Source organism: Nonomuraea sp. NPDC047529 (assembly GCF_040642995.1).
GTDB lineage: Bacteria > Actinomycetota > Actinomycetes > Streptosporangiales > Streptosporangiaceae > Nonomuraea.
In genome coordinates this window covers 137595-151458 of sequence record NZ_JBEYTJ010000016.1, presented here as the reverse complement: position 1 = coordinate 151458, position 13864 = coordinate 137595, and the positions used below count along the sequence as shown (strand labels likewise).

Here is a 13864-nt window from a genome sequence, read left to right as displayed (position 1 = left end):
AAGGGGATTTCGATGCCGATGCCGAGGTGGTGGGGGCAGGTGAACAAAAGGGTCTTCAACCCCCGCGCGATAGCCGGCGGGAAATGGCCCGTCCTGATTCACGTCGGTCGCACGTCCGGCGCCACGTACCGCACGCCGCTCGATGCGCATCCCGTCGAGGGCGGCTACCTGTTCGTCCTGGTGTACGGATCGCGCGCCGACTGGGTGCGGAATGTCCTGGCGGCCAGAGGCGCGCGGCTCCGGGTCGACGGGCGAGAGGTGGAACTCACCGCCCCACGCCTCGTCGGGAAGGAGGAGGCGTTCCGGGCCCTTCCCGACGAGGTGGCACGCCCACCGAAGCTGTTCCGCATCACCGAGTTCCTCCGCATGGACCTGCCCACAGGCTGACCCCGGCCGGCGTCACCACGACATCACAGGACGAACATCGTGCACACAAACAGGCGGGCAACCGCGATTGCGGGAACACTGGTCATCGTCGGCATGATCGCCGGAGCGCTGAGCATCGTTCCCGTCATCGAGGAGCCACGCCATCTCGCTCTCATTTCCGAGCACGAGAGCCAGGTCGTCGTCGGCGCGGTCGCCCAGGCCATCATGATCCCCGCCTATGTCGGGTTCGCGCTCTGCCTTTATCCGGCGTTGAGAGCGGAGAACGAAACGCTCAGTCTGGGCTTCCTGGGGTTCAGGCTGATCGCAGCGACGTTCCACTTCTTGGGCGTGATCATCCTGCCTTTGTTCCTCGTGCTGGGCCATGCGTTCACCCGGGCCGCCGCCTCGGACGCGGCCGACCTTGAGCTCCTGGACGAGTTGCTTCGGACGGCACGCGACCTGGTCAACCACGTCGCATTGATCATCTCGCTGGGCCTCGGAGATCTCCTGTTGTTCCGCATTCTGTGGCGGTCGAGATCCGTCCCTCGATGGTTGTCCGGGTGGGGATTCCTGGGAATCGCCCTGGCCATGTCGGCGAGCTTCTTGGTGCTGCTCGGCCTGACCGACGTGGTCACTCCGCTCTACCTGGCCATGAACGCGCCACTGGGCCTGCAGACCGTCGTCTTCGCCCTGTGGCTGCTGGCCGAAGGCCTCGCTGCGAGCACATCGACCACGGCCCACCGGCACGGCTGACCCGCAGGCTCGGTGGCGCCTGGCGTACGTCACGAGCCACTCCCCTGCTGACGGGCTCAATCCGACAGCAGGGGAGTCTTGCGCTTCCGGCCTGAGGCCGCCTCCCGGTCCGCGGCGTCGAACCTGGTCAGGTAGGCGTTGATGAAGTGGTCGCGGATGCCGTCGGTGCCCGGGGCCAGCAGGTCGGCGGTGGCGCCGCCGAGCCGGTCGAGCAGGCCCGCCACCGGGGGCATCTTGTCGTGCAGCTTGCCGTGGGCGTCGAAGTAGCGTTCTTCGTCGACGTGGCCGAACAGCGGGGCGGGCGGGAGCTGGGCGACGATGTCGTTGTTGTTCACGAAGCGGAAGGTGCGGCCGCGGAAGGCCTGGTCGTAGGCGGCGGCGAGCTTGGGGCAGCAGGTGCGGGGCTGGCCGTAGGTGTAGACGCCGTCGGCCAGCAGCGTGGGGTCTTCGAAGTGGGTACGGGCGGCGGCGAGCATGGCCAGCGCGCCGCCGAGGCTGTGCCCGGTGAACCAGAGGGAGTGGCCGGGGGTGTGCCATTCCTCCAGGGTCCGCAGCAGGGCGGGGTGCACGACGTCCAGGGCGCGGTAGAAGCCGGCGTGGATGTTGCCGTCGGCGGCGGTGTACGGGGTGAGCAGGGTGTCGGCGTCCGAGAGCCAGTCGCGCAGTTCCTCGGGCTGGGTGCCGCGGAAGGCGACGATGATCATGTGGTCGCCGGCGGCGACATACGCCTGGGTGTCCTCCAACGGGAACGGCGCGGCGTGCGGCACGCGGAAGCTCCTGACGCGGTCGAAGCCCCAGCTGTTGACGGTGGCCCGGACCTCGGGCTCGTCCTTGTAGGCCAGGGCGGCGGCGTGGGCCAGGCGGCGGGCCTGGGCCAGGGTGTAGCCGGTGGCTGTGTGGTCGAAGGTGATCGTGGTCATGAGTGCTCCCCCAGGCGTCCCGGACTGTCGCCACCGGGCGTACCCGCCGGTTGACCAAGAGTCGCCGTCCGGCAGGTAAGCGATCGTCTCGCCGAGGCCGTCACGCTGCGGCACCGGCGGCCCCCTCGACGGCGAGAAGTTCCGCACAGCCTCAAGTGCACTGTCGGCTGACCTCACCCCGCTCCTGCCAGGAGTCCTGCGATCCGCCGGGCCTCGGGGAGGACGTGCTGGGCGAGGGCCAGTTCGTGGGCGCGGCGCAGGCAGTCGGCGGCCTCACCGGCACGGCCCAGCGCTGTGAGGCTGTCGGCGCGCAGGCACAGTGCCTCCCGTTCCAGCACCCGATCACCGTAGAGCCGGACCTCGGCCAGAAGGCGGTTCGACAGCACGTCCGCGTGCGTGTGGCAGCGGGTTCGCAGCGTAACGCGGAGATCGCAGAGCAGGACCATCAGCGACACCCGCCGATGACCTGCGGCGAGGTCACCGGCCCGGTCCAGGAGCGGGCGCGGATCGTCGTGGTGGAAGGCCAGGCGCGCGAGGGCGACGGCCTCGATGACCTCGTCGCCCGCCGCGCGGGCCAGCTCTGCGGCTGCCGTGAGGTGGGTGATCGCGTCCTCGGTCTGCCCCAGGGCCAGCTCGGCGATGGCGAGGTTGCTGAGTGTCAGCGCCCGGAAGGCGTCGTCGTCCAGCGACGGCAGCGCCTGGGTCAGCAGGGTGACCCCTTGGGCGTGGTGCTTCTGGAACACCGCGACCGTCCCGAGCGACATGGTCATCACCGCCGCGCCACGGTCGTCGCCGTTGTCCAGGCAGGACCGCAACGCCACCTGCGAGCTCTGCACCCAGTCGAGGAGGTGGCCGTGGATCTCGTACAACCGCACGGCGGCCAGCGCCAGGCCCCAGCTGAGATTCGCCTGGCCGAGGTCGGCGGCCTGGCGGACGCCGGCCGACAAGGTGGCGCGCTCGGCGGCCATCCAGGACATCGGGTCGGCCGGCACCACCTCACCGCTGGGTTGCCACAGCGGGCTGTCGCTCTCGATGAGGCGGAACCTGCCCCGGTATTCGCGCAGGTACGCCTCCCGTGACAGCCAGAGCAGACAGGACAGGAATCGCCGCACGATCGTGTCCTGCGCGGATCCGGTTCCGGCGCGCTCACGAGCCAGCAGCCGGATCAGGTCATGGCACCGATAACGCTCCTGGCCGGCGCCGTCGAACCCGTCCGGCTGCAGGAGCTGGCGCTCTGCCAGCCGTTCCAGGAGGTCACCGGCGACGGCCACGGGCACGTCGAGAAGGGCGGCGCCCATCCAGGCGGTGAAGGTGGGCACCCGCAGCAGCCCCAGCCGTTCGAACAGGGTGCGTTCGGCGGGTGGCAAATCGTCGTACCCGGCCTCCAGCGTGGCCCGCACGTCCAGCTCACCGGCGCGCAACTCGTTCAATCGACGCTCACCGGCCAGCCGGGCGGCCAGGGTCTCGACGCCCCAGCCCGGCCTGGTCAGCAGCCTGGCTCCGGCCACCCGCAGAGCCAGCGGGAGCTGGGCGCACAGCTCGGCCAGCGGCGCCGCCTTGGACACCTCGATGCGGGCGATCCGGGACAGCAGCAGCGCCGCGTCGGCGAGAGGCATCTCCTCAAGCCGCACCGGCAGGGCGCCCACGTCGGCCACCAGGCTTTCGAACCTGCTCCGCCCGGTGACCACCGTCACGCACCCGGGCGCGCCGGGCAGCAGCGGTCTCGCCCGAGCGGAGTCCGGCGCGTTGTCGAGGATGACCAGCACCCTCCGGTGCGCGAGCATCTGACGATAGAGCGCGATCTGAGCGTGCTGCTCGACGGGGACGACCGCGGCTCCGAGGGCATGCAGGAACCGGCTCAGCACCTCGACGGGGGTGTCCTCGCCGAGATTGGCGTAGAGCTGCCCGTCGGGGAACCGGTCACGGGAGCGATGCGCCCAATGCAGGGCGAGCCCGGATTTGCCCACTCCGCCGACCCCGCTGATCACGGCGACGCCGCAGGGGCGGTCCAGGAGGCCGTCCAGGACGGCCAGCTCCGCCGTACGGCCGGTGAAGGCGTGGATGTCCGGTGGCAGGAGCCGGGGCGCGGGATCGTGGTGGAGCAGGTCCTCATGCAGGCGGCGCAGCGGGCCGGAGGGGTCGACGCCGAGTTCGTCCCGCAGGCGCCGGCGCGTCCGGTCGAACATGCGAAGGGCCTCTCCACGGCGTCCGGTGGCGGCCAGGGCCCGCAGCCGTAACTCGACGAGCGATTCGCGCAGCGGATGGGCGGACACGGCGGCGGCCAGGTCGCTCACGCATTCGGCCGGGCGCCCGAGCTCCATCAGCACACGTGCGCGTGCCTCGACGGCCAGCAGCCGGGCTTCCGCCAGCCGGGCGGCCTCCGCCCGGACGACCGCCAAATCGAGCAGCCCCTCGTAGGGCTCGCCCCGCCACAGGGCCATGGCGCTGTCCAGCAGCGGCAACGCGCGCTCGGGCGGCTCGGCTGCTGCGCGCCGTACCAGCTCCTCGAAACGGGCGACGTCCAGTTCGCCGTCCTCCACCGCCAGCAGGTGGCTGTCGCCCCTGCGGAGCAGCCGTTCTCCGACGACGCCACGCAGGCGATGCAGGTGCCAGCGGAAGGTGCTCGGCGACGGCGGCGCGAGCGGCCACGCCGCGTCCGTCAGGGCGTCGCCCGTAACCGCCTCGTTGGCGTGACACAGCAACGACGCCAATAAGATCATCTGCTTGCCCGACGCCATCGGACGGCCCTGAACCGTCACTGGGCCAAGCACCCCGAAGTCCATTCCACGAAGTATGTCGGAAACAGCTGATGCGTGATCAAGAAGAGAGCCGGAACGGCCCCGGCACGTCCCGGCTCTCGCGGGTCGAGCTCTCAGCCCATCATGGACGCGTCGGCGCACTGACCGCGCGTCACCCACAGGTGGGACGAGATCGTGTTCTTCACCAGGGCGGGCGTGAGGTGGTCCGCCCGGTAGTAGACCAGCCCCGACAGGTCGGGGACCCAGTCACCCCTGTCGAGGCAGCGGTAGCCGTACACGTAGTCATAGTTGATCTTGTCGTAGAACGCGACCACGGTGAGTCCGCTGGAATCGGTGGCGCCGTCGTTGAGGACGGACACGGCCCTGTTGGCGGCATTGACGAAGCCCCCGCCGGCCGCGTCCCAGTTGGAATCGTTGCCCCCCGCGTAGCCGAGCATGGTCCCGCCGCAGTTGGGCTGGGTGAAGGCGAAGACGTTGCCGTTGCTCCACCCGTCCCGGACGCTGGAGCAGCCGGCGAGCTGCGACGTGCTCGCCTCCGAGGCCCAGGCGGGGCCGGTCGTCGACAGAGCGGCGGTAAGGGTCACGGCGGCCGCCGCCAGACGCGTCAAGCGCATCGGTTTTCTCCTTGTGTTGTGCCTACCGCGGCCCAGCGCCGCGGAGTCTTAGTGGTGATCACCGCTCGGCGCGGGTGATCTTCCTGGCGCGTGCGAGCGCCTCACCGCGCATGCGGTCGTAGAGGTCCAGCTCAGCGGCGTACCGTGCGCCGATCTTGGGCCGGTACTCCCGGCCGAGGGCGCGCATGGTGGCCCGCAGATCAGTACGGCGCGCGCAGGTCGCCTCGTCGACCGCGAGCTCGACCTCGGTCGCGTGGGCACGCTCGGCCGTCATACCGACGCTCAGCCCGGGAGCGGCCAGGTGCGCGGCGGGCGGTGTGGCGTAGTCGTGCCCGCGCTCGCGCATGCACGCCGACCAGGCCTTCACCCCCGCCGTGTACCGCGCGTCCTTCACCAGTCGCCCCATCACCAGCGGCGTGATGTTCATGGCCAGCCGGTCGACGCGGAACCAGGTGGCCCGGTCCCCGTAGAGCCGCGCGATGCTGGAGGCGGAGCATCCGCCGAGCGAGTTGTTGATCGTGCGGCCGTCGGGCAGCTTCACGCTGAGCACTTCGTTCCCCGCTCCGCCGTTCAGAGCCTCCCGGTAGGCGATGCGGCGGGCGGCGGGCAAGCCGTTGACGTAGGCGACGTTCCGGCTGCGCTTCCGCGCCGCGACGGCGGCGTTCCGCGCCCGCGTGCCGTACCCGTTGCGCCGCGCCCACTCCACGTCGTCGAGCACGAACCCGACCGGGAGCAGCCCGTCCTGGTCGGCCGGCCGTTCCACCCAGTACTCGAACCCCGCGTCCCGCATGCAGTCGCGGACGAGCAGGGACTCGGCCCAGCTCAGCGTCACCTCGTCCGCGGGGGTGATCGGCGCCGTCGGGGCCCCCGGCTTGGCGACCGGCCGCGCGTCCGCCCCTTCCCCGCACCCGGCCAGGCCGGCGATCACCGCCACCGCGACGGCGGCACGCCACGACATTGTCCGGGCCGAGCCCCGCCGGCGTGCGGCGACCTTCGCTGCGGGCATGCCGTCACCTCCTGATCGTCTTGGGGACAGACGCTAAGGAGGGGGTGTTGGGCGGGCGTTGGGGGCGCGTTGGGAGCGGGTGTCGCGCCGGCTCCGCCTGCCTACGCCGGGCCGCCGGCCCTCACCGCGGTCCGGTGAAGACCGGCAGTGGCGACGACGTGTCCGGCCGGCCACGACCCAGGGTTCTGCCGAAGTGTCCGGAGCTGACAGAAGTCCTCGGGATGGACCTCTTGACGTACCGTCAGCGCCCAGCCGTCCGCTTGCCCTGAGGCGACCAGCGCGCGACCTCCGCGTGCCGGGGTGTCAGGCCGTCGTCCCGGCGTCGACGGTGATGGACGTGCCGGTGATGGTACGGCCGGCGGGGCCCGCCAGATGGAGGACGGTGGCGGCGACGTCGTCCGGGGTGCCGTAGCGGCCGAGGGCGGTGTAGGCGCGTTCGGCGTCGGCGTCGGGGCCGTCGGCGGGGTTCATCTCGGTGTCGGTGGAGCCGGGGTGGACGAGGTTGGCCGTGATGTCGCGGGGGCCGAGATCACGGGCGAGGCCCTTGGTGAGGCCGATCAGTGCGGACTTGCTCATCGAGTACAGGGTCCAGCCGGGGTAGGGGACGCGTTCGGCCAGGCTGCTGCCGATGTTCACGATCCGTCCGCCGGCCCGCATGTGACGGGCGGCCGCCTGGAGCGCCTCGGCGTCGGCGGCGTCGGCGGCCATGGCCAGGCCGCGGCGGCCGAGCGCCTCGATCTCCTGGACCACGCCCTCCGCCCGGCTCGCCGCCGTCGCATAGGTGATCGCCACATCGGCGCCCGCCGCGGCCAGGCTGCGCGCGATGGCCGCGCCGATGCCCCTGCTGCCTCCGGTGACGAGTGCGCTCTTGCCGTTGAGCATCTGTCCTCCACTATCCGGAACCGATTCCGGTTGAGAGTATCCGGAACGCGTTCCGCTTTCCAGCCCGATAAGGTGAACACGTGCCACAGGAGCGGGCCGATGCCGCCAGGAACCGAGCGAAGATCCTTGCCGCGGCCGCGGAGATCGTCGCCACCGAGGGCATGAAGGGGCTGGCCATGGCCGACGTCGCGGCCGCCTCGGGCGTCGGGATCGGCACGCTGTACCGGCGGTTCGGCGACAGGTCGGGGCTGGCGTACGCGCTCATCGACGAGAAGGAGCGCGAGTTCCAGCAGGCGTTCCTGACCGGCCCTCCCCCTCTGGGGCCCGGGGCGCCGGAGATCGAGCGGGTCCGCGCCTTCCTGCACGCGCTGACCGATCGCACCTTCGCCCAGCTCGACCTGCTGCTGATGGCCGAGACCGCCGGGGAGTTCGCGCGTTTCGGCGGCGCCTACGAGGCGTACCACCAGCACCTGGTCGTGCTGATCGCACGGATCAAGCCGGAGGCCGACGCGGGGTTCCTCGCCGACGCCCTGCTCGCGCCGATCGCGGCCAACCTGATCACCCACCGGGGGCGTGCGGCGTCCGTCGTGAAGGCGGGTCTTGACGCCCTGCTCACGGGCCTTGTGTGAGCGGGGCCCGACGACGGACGCGGGTCAGGCGCGTTCCTTCGAGGTGTTCGGCAGAGCGAGCACGGCCACCGCTCCGGCGATGACGACCGCGGCGCAGACCCGGAACGCCGGCGCGGCGACGAACGTGCGCCTGCGTCCGTAGAGGCCGGCCGGCCGGCAGCAGGAACCCGGCGAAGGTGAGGAGGTGGCCGTTGACCAACCGTTGCAGCCCCTCGGCCCCGAGGCGGAGGTCGGACTCCATGGCGGGCGGTCGGACGCCGCTCACGGGCGGTGGTGCGCCATGATCCGAGATCTCGTTGACGGTCCGGCGGACCGTGACTTCGTGAGGTGCGGCCGTCAGTGGGCGCGGAGGCGGCGAGGAATGTCCGCCGAGTCGCGCCCGGCGGCGAACCGGGCCCGCCTTCGAGGGCGTCACACGACGGCGACGGCGTCGACCTCCACGAGGAACCCGGGGCCCAGGCCGGCCACGACGTGGACGGTGATGGCGGGCGGCGGGTCGGCCCGGTTCCACACCTCCTGGAAGGCGGCCACCCCCTCGTCGAAGGTGTGACCGTCGAGCACGGCGATGCGCCAGTGCACGATGTTCGCCAGGCTAGCGCCCTCGCTCTCCAGGATCGTCACCAGGTTGCGGAAGATCTGCCTGGCCTGGTCGCCGACCGTGGGCCCGACGACCTTGCCGTCGGCGCCGACGCCGTTCTGCCCGCCGATGTAGATGGTCTTGGCGGGCTGTTCGACCACGACGGCCTGGCTGAAGGCCGGGCTGCGATGGAGCCCCCCGGGGTTGATGTGCCGTACGCCCATGTGCGCTCTCCTCGAATCTTGAAACCGGTTATAGGGGTTTCGTTGCGACACCAGTTATAGTGGTGTCATGCGACTGAACGCAACCGGGCGGATCCTGCACGACCCCAAGGGCGGGTCGTTCCGGTTCGACGCCGGCGCCGTCTGCCTCGACTTCGCCCACACGGGCGGCGAGGGCCGATACGCGATCTTCGAGAGCCTCCACGAGCCCGCCGACCTGGCCGAATGGCTGGCCCAGCCGCCACTGGCGGTGGTCATGACGGCCACCGTGACCGCCGGCGAGCTGACGGCGGCCAAGATCCTGCGCCAGGCGATCTGGGACGCGGCCCACGCCCGGGCGGCCGGTCGCCCGCTTCCCAAGGAGGCGGTCGCCACCATCAACCGGGCCGCGAGCGCGGCGCCACCGGTCCCCGAACTGGCCGACGACGGCATCACCGCCGGATGGGCGCCGCCGGTGCGGGCCACCCAGGCGCTGTCGGCCCTGGCTCGGGAGACGATCGAGCTGCTGTCCGGGCCGTTCGCCGGACGCATCCGCGAGTGCGCCGGCGACAACTGCCCGCTGGTGTTCGTCGACACGTCCCGGCCCGGCGCCCGCCGCTGGTGCGCGATGGAACGCTGCGGAAACCGTCACAAGCTGCGCGCCCTGCGCGCCCGCCAGGCCCTGGAGCCGTGACCCGGCCTCGGCCTCGCCGCCCGCACATCGGGCCGCGACAACGTCAGTCCCGAGCTCCTGCGCCGGCGCCGTCGACGAGCAGGTCGCGCTCGATCACCTCCATCTTCTGGTTCCCCTTGATACGGCCCGGTCGAGGCGGTCGCGGACCTCGCGCAGCACCGGGACCAGCTCCGGCGGTTCCAGCACCTCGAAGTCGAACCCCTTCGCCGCCACGTGCACCGCCAGCTCGTGCAGCGAGTTCGAGCCGGCCGTGAAGAGGCAGGTGCGCGCGTCCACGGGCTCCAGCCGGCCGGCGGCGGGTGACGTGCGCGGCGCCACCGCCTCCAGCGGCGCGTGGAAGAGAACGCGGGCCTGGTACGCGTACGGCGCCGAGGTGATGGCGTGCGAGACGTGGGCGGCCACGTCCTCCTCCGGCGGCAGGCGCGGCGTGAAGCGCGCCCCCGGTGGCCCGAGCGGCTCCTCGATCCGGTCGACCCGGAAGGTACGCCAGTCGTCCTTGGCCACGTCCCACGCCACCAGGTACCAGCGGCGCGGCGTGTGCACCAGCCGGTGCGGCTCGACCTCGCGTACGGTGACGCCGTCGCGCCCCCGGTGGCGCAGCCGCACCCGGCGCAGGTCGCGGCACGCGGCGGCGATCGCGGCCAGCAGGTCGGCGCCGACCTCCGGACCGGCCGCCCCGGGCAGCGCGACGGTCGCCGCGCGGAACGCCTCCACCCGGTGCCGCAACCGGGAGGGCAGGAGCTGCTGGAGCTTGGCCAGCGCCCGCACCGCCCCCTCCTCCAGGCCGGCGACGCTGCCGGTCGCGGCCGTACGCAGGCTGATCGCCACCGCCACGGCCTCCTCGTCGTCGAGCAGCAGCGGCGGCAGCGCGGCCCCCACCCCGAGCCGGTACCCGCCGGCCACCCCCGGGGTGGCGTCCACCGGATAGCCGAGTTCGCGCAGCCGTTCGACGTCGCGCCGCACGGTACGCAGGCCGACGCGCAGCCGGCCGGCGAGTTCGGCGCCGGTCCAGTCCGTGCGCGCCTGAAGGAGTGACAGCAGGCGCAGCAGCCGGGCGGAGGTCTCCAACATGGGCACCATTGTGGCCGCCATTGGTGCCCGAAGCTGACACCAATGCCCAATACCGTCACGGACATGACGAACGACATCCAGCCCTACCGCGTCGATGTCCCGCAGGCCGACCTCGACGACCTGCACGAACGGCTGCGCCGTACCCGCTGGGCCCCCGAGGTGCCCGGCACCGGCTGGGAGCGCGGCGTGCCGACCGGCTACCTGCGGGAGCTGGCCGCGTACTGGGCCGACGGCTTCGACTGGCGCGCCCAGGAGGCGGCGCTCAACGCGTACCCGCAGTTCACCACCGTCGTGGACGGCACGCAGGTGCACTTCCTGCACGTACGCTCCGCCGAGCCCGACGCCGTCCCACTCCTGCTGCTGCACGGCTGGCCCGGCTCGGTCGTCGAGTTCCTCGACCTGATCGGCCCGCTCACCGACCCGGTGGCCCACGGCGGCGAGGCCACCGACGCCTTCCACCTGGTGGTCCCGTCGCTGCCGGGCTACGGCTTCTCCGGCCCGCTGCCCGGCACCGGCTGGACGGACGGCCGCACCGCCGCGGCGATGGCGGAGCTGATGTCCAGGCTCGGCCACGACCGGTACGGCGTGCAGGGCGGCGACGTCGGCGCGTTCATCGCCCCGCTGGTGGGACGCGCCGCGCCCGACGATGTCATCGGCGTGCACGTCAACGGCCTGCTCACGTTCCCCGGCGGCGATGCGGCGGTCATGGGCTCGCTGAGCGACGCCGAGCGCGCGCGGCTGGCCGGGATGCAGGAGTGGCAGGCGAAGCTGGGCGCGTACATGCAGGTCCAGGGCACGCGCCCGCAGACGGTCGCGGCCGCGCTGCACGACTCCCCCGCCGGCCAGCTCGCCTGGATCGTGGAGAAGTTCAAGGACTGGACGGACCCGGCCGCCGAACTCCCCGAGGACGCGGTGGACCGGGACCGGATCCTCGCCGACGTGAGCATCTACTGGTTCACCGGCACCGCGGGCTCGGCGGCCCACACCTACTACGAACGCTTCAACGACTTCAGCATGTGGGCCCCGAAGGCGCGCGGGACGGTGCCGACCGCGGTCGCGCTCTCCCCCACGGACTTCTCGGTCCGCCCGCTGGCCGACCAGGCGCACAACGTGGTGCGCTGGACGGAGTTCGAGCGGGGCGGCCACTTCGCCGCGCTGGAGACCCCCGACCTGCTGATCGCCGACCTCCGGGCGTTCTTCCGGACCCTGCGCTGACCGGACGGCGGGAGCCCGCTGGAGCGACCATCCCCCGAGGGTGGAGGGTGCGCCGGTGGCGACCGTGTCCGTCCTCGGTCACGCACCGGGACGGACGACCGCCAGGTGAGGTGTCCTGCGCGCCCGGCGGAGTCCCACGGCGACGGTGACCGCGGCGGCCAGGACCGGGAGCACGGCCGCGACCGGCAGCGGCCCCGGGCCCAGGTGCCTCAGGGTCTGGCCGCCGAGCGCCGAGCCGGCGGTGATGCCGACGTTGAAGGCGATGATGAACAGCGTGGAGGCGGCCGGGACGGCGTGCGGCGCCGTCTTCAGCGCGAAGGTCTGGAGCAGGGTCGGCAGGGCCGCGTACGCCAGGCCCCACACGGCGATCGCGGCGATGGTGACCGCCCCGCCGGTGGCCGGCAGCACCGCGACGGCGCTCGCGTGCAGGGCGAGCGTGACCAGCAGGTAGCGGCCGGTTCCCCGGTCGGCCAGCAGGCCGGCGGCCCAGACTCCCAGGATTCCGGCGGCGCCGAAGACGAACAGCGCGGCCGTGGTGGCCGTGCCGCTCTGATCGGCGTCGCCGAGGTAGGGCACCAGGTAGGTGTGGAGGGTGAACTGCCCCAGCATGACCAGGGCCGTGGCCGCCGTGACGATCCGTACCGAGGGCAGCCGCAGTGCTCCCCGCAGCCCGCTGGGGGCGGGGGACGCGGACCGTCCGGGGAGCAGGGTCCTCGCGGCGACCATGAGCAGGACCGACAGGCCGCTCAGGACCGCGAAGCCGGTGCGCCATCCGGCCGCCTGGCCCAGGAGCGTGCCCAGCGGCACGCCCGCGGTCAGCGCGGCCGAGTTGCCGGCGAACACCACGGCCACCGCCCGTCCCGCCTTGTCGGGGGTGACCAGGGAGGCGGCGTACCCGGCCATGGCCGACCACAGCACCCCGTGCCCGGAGGCGGTCACCAGGCGGGCCAGCAGGGCGATGGGATAGTTCGGGGCGACGGCCAGCAGCGCGTTGCCCACGGCGAACAACCCCATGATCAACACCAGCAGCCGGCGGCGGTCCAGCCGTGCGGTCACCGTCGCGAGGGGCATGGTCACCGCGATGATGATCAGTGAGTAGCCGCCCACCAGCCAGCCGATCAGGTCCTGCGAGGCTCCGAGGCCGTGGCTCATCTGCGGCAGCAGACCCATCGGCAGCGTCTCGGTGGTGATCGTGGTCAACGCCACCGTGAACAGCACCGCCGGCCCCACCGCGGGACGCCGCCCGGTCAGCCCCACACACGGTCCAGGAAGTCGGCGATGAGCGGGGCGATGTGGGGCAGGTGGTCCTCCAGGGCGAAGTGGCCGGTGTCCAGCAGGTGGATCTCGGCGTCGGGCAGGTCGCGCAGGTAGGCGCGGGCGCCGGGCTCGGGGAAGAACGGGTCGTTGACACCCCAGGTGATGAGGGTGGGCGGGGTGTGCTTGCGCAGCCAGGCCTGCCACTGGTCGTAGCGCTCCACGTTGGAGTGGTAGTCGAACGCCAGGGACACCTGGGCCTCCTTGCGGCCCGGCAGGTCGAGGAAGTGCTGGTCGAGGGTCCAGCCCTCGGGGGCGATCAGCTCGGGGTCGGTGACGCCGGTCTCGTACTGGCCGCGTGTGCCGGGCAGGGTGAGCAGGTCGCGGATGGCGTCCTCGGCGCCGGGGGTCTCGGGGCGCAGGGCGACGAAGTCGCGGGCTCCGTCCGACAGGCCCTCGGTGTAGGCGTTGCCGTTCTGCACCACCAGGCCGGCGATCCACTCGGGGTGCCGTTCGGCGAGCCGGAAGCCGACGGGGGCGCCGAAGTCGAAGACGTACATCACGAAGCGGGTCAGGCCGAGCCGCCGGACGAAGCCCTCGGTGACGTCGGCGAGCCGGTCGAAGGAGTAGGTGAAGCCGGCCGGGGCCTCGGTGTGGCCGAATCCGGGGTAGTCGGGGGCGATCACCAGGTAGCGGGCGCCCAGCACGTCGATGAGGCGGCGGAACTGGTGCGAGGCCGACGGGAAGCCGTGCAGGAGCAGCAGCACCGGCGCGTCGGCTCGTTCGGGCAGTGACTCGCGGTAGAAGACCCGGACGCCGTCGACGTCGAGTGTGCGATGGGCGGTGCGGGCTACCAGGGGGTACGTCATCACTAATGCCTTCTGTTAGGAATGATGCGTTAGTTATAGCCGTACGTGATCTAAT

General features: G+C 72.0%; 14 protein-coding genes. 5 read left to right on the top strand and 9 right to left on the bottom strand.

The annotated features are described in order from the left end of the window. Nucleotides 1-39 precede the first annotated feature (39 nt). Complete coding sequence (locus ABZ815_RS25355) at nt 40-387, top strand: nitroreductase family deazaflavin-dependent oxidoreductase (protein WP_357701926.1); 348 nt, start codon at nt 40-42, stop codon at nt 385-387. Nucleotides 388-426: 39 nt separating this feature from the next. Continuing rightward, nucleotides 427-1119: a DUF4386 domain-containing protein gene (locus ABZ815_RS25350; protein ID WP_357701924.1), complete on the top strand. Its 693-nt coding sequence runs from the start codon at nt 427-429 to the stop codon at nt 1117-1119. 56 nt (nt 1120-1175) lie between these two features. On the opposite strand, the gene ABZ815_RS25345 is transcribed toward ABZ815_RS25350, so the two are convergent. The 5 genes from ABZ815_RS25345 to ABZ815_RS25325 all read right to left on the bottom strand — a co-directional run bounded on the left by ABZ815_RS25345 (nt 1176) and on the right by ABZ815_RS25325 (nt 7300). Then, the gene (locus tag ABZ815_RS25345) at nt 1176-2039 is read right to left on the bottom strand and encodes a lipase family protein (protein WP_357701922.1); all 864 of its coding nucleotides are present in this window, start codon (nt 2037-2039) and stop codon (nt 1176-1178) included. A gap of 173 nt (nt 2040-2212) precedes the next feature. Further along, nucleotides 2213-4798, bottom strand: a complete 2586-nt coding sequence (locus ABZ815_RS25340; RefSeq protein WP_357701920.1) for a BTAD domain-containing putative transcriptional regulator — start codon at nt 4796-4798, stop codon at nt 2213-2215. Between the two features lie 113 nt (nt 4799-4911). After that, complete coding sequence (locus ABZ815_RS25335) at nt 4912-5412, bottom strand: hypothetical protein (protein WP_357701917.1); 501 nt, start codon at nt 5410-5412, stop codon at nt 4912-4914. A 58-nt stretch (nt 5413-5470) separates the two neighbouring features. Further along, nucleotides 5471-6418: a hypothetical protein gene (locus ABZ815_RS25330; protein ID WP_357701915.1), complete on the bottom strand. Its 948-nt coding sequence runs from the start codon at nt 6416-6418 to the stop codon at nt 5471-5473. Nucleotides 6419-6721: 303 nt separating this feature from the next. Further along, entirely contained in the window at nt 6722-7300 is a 579-nt protein-coding gene (locus ABZ815_RS25325; RefSeq protein WP_357701913.1) for an SDR family oxidoreductase, read from the bottom strand. An 80-nt stretch (nt 7301-7380) separates the two neighbouring features. Between ABZ815_RS25325 and ABZ815_RS25320 the strand changes: the two genes are divergently transcribed. Then, entirely contained in the window at nt 7381-7929 is a 549-nt protein-coding gene (locus tag ABZ815_RS25320; protein WP_357701911.1) for a TetR/AcrR family transcriptional regulator, read from the top strand. 411 nt (nt 7930-8340) lie between these two features. On the opposite strand, the gene ABZ815_RS25315 is transcribed toward ABZ815_RS25320, so the two are convergent. Further along, nucleotides 8341-8730, bottom strand: a complete 390-nt coding sequence (locus ABZ815_RS25315; RefSeq protein WP_357701909.1) for a RidA family protein — start codon at nt 8728-8730, stop codon at nt 8341-8343. Nucleotides 8731-8797: 67 nt separating this feature from the next. Here ABZ815_RS25315 and ABZ815_RS25310 point away from each other — a divergent pair, with 67 nt between their 5' ends. Beyond that, nucleotides 8798-9400 carry an ABATE domain-containing protein gene (locus ABZ815_RS25310; protein ID WP_357701907.1) on the top strand — a complete coding sequence of 201 codons (603 nt, stop codon included), beginning with the start codon at nt 8798-8800 and terminating at the stop codon, nt 9398-9400. 93 nt (nt 9401-9493) lie between these two features. Here ABZ815_RS25310 and ABZ815_RS25305 read toward each other — a convergent pair whose 3' ends face one another. Continuing rightward, on the bottom strand, nt 9494-10471 hold the full coding sequence (locus ABZ815_RS25305; RefSeq protein WP_357701905.1) for a WYL domain-containing protein: 978 nt from the start codon (nt 10469-10471) through the stop codon (nt 9494-9496). Between the two features lie 63 nt (nt 10472-10534). Between ABZ815_RS25305 and ABZ815_RS25300 the strand changes: the two genes are divergently transcribed. After that, complete coding sequence (locus ABZ815_RS25300) at nt 10535-11686, top strand: epoxide hydrolase family protein (RefSeq protein ID WP_357701903.1); 1152 nt, start codon at nt 10535-10537, stop codon at nt 11684-11686. Nucleotides 11687-11764: 78 nt separating this feature from the next. On the opposite strand, the gene ABZ815_RS25295 is transcribed toward ABZ815_RS25300, so the two are convergent. Then, nucleotides 11765-12943: an MFS transporter gene (locus ABZ815_RS25295; protein WP_357701900.1), complete on the bottom strand. Its 1179-nt coding sequence runs from the start codon at nt 12941-12943 to the stop codon at nt 11765-11767. Next, on the bottom strand, nt 12934-13809 hold the full coding sequence (locus ABZ815_RS25290; protein ID WP_357701897.1) for an alpha/beta hydrolase: 876 nt from the start codon (nt 13807-13809) through the stop codon (nt 12934-12936). Before ABZ815_RS25290 ends, ABZ815_RS25295 begins: the two co-directional genes overlap by 10 nt. Nucleotides 13810-13864: the final 55 nt, after the last annotated feature.

What these genes read in the sequence shown, in the direction of transcription:
- ABZ815_RS25345 (WP_357701922.1), bottom strand. Translation starts at nt 2,039, where the DNA reads ATGACCACGATCACCTTCGACCACACAGCCACCGGCTACACCCTGGCC.
- ABZ815_RS25335 (WP_357701917.1), bottom strand. Translation starts at nt 5,412, where the DNA reads ATGCGCTTGACGCGTCTGGCGGCGGCCGCCGTGACCCTTACCGCCGCT.
- ABZ815_RS25330 (WP_357701915.1), bottom strand. Translation starts at nt 6,418, where the DNA reads ATGCCCGCAGCGAAGGTCGCCGCACGCCGGCGGGGCTCGGCCCGGACA.
- ABZ815_RS25325 (WP_357701913.1), bottom strand. Translation starts at nt 7,300, where the DNA reads ATGCTCAACGGCAAGAGCGCACTCGTCACCGGAGGCAGCAGGGGCATC.
- ABZ815_RS25315 (WP_357701909.1), bottom strand. Translation starts at nt 8,730, where the DNA reads ATGGGCGTACGGCACATCAACCCCGGGGGGCTCCATCGCAGCCCGGCC.
- ABZ815_RS25310 (WP_357701907.1), top strand. Translation starts at nt 8,798, where the DNA reads ATGCGACTGAACGCAACCGGGCGGATCCTGCACGACCCCAAGGGCGGG.
- ABZ815_RS25305 (WP_357701905.1), bottom strand. Translation starts at nt 10,471, where the DNA reads ATGTTGGAGACCTCCGCCCGGCTGCTGCGCCTGCTGTCACTCCTTCAG.
- ABZ815_RS25300 (WP_357701903.1), top strand. Translation starts at nt 10,535, where the DNA reads ATGACGAACGACATCCAGCCCTACCGCGTCGATGTCCCGCAGGCCGAC.
- ABZ815_RS25290 (WP_357701897.1), bottom strand. Translation starts at nt 13,809, where the DNA reads ATGACGTACCCCCTGGTAGCCCGCACCGCCCATCGCACACTCGACGTC.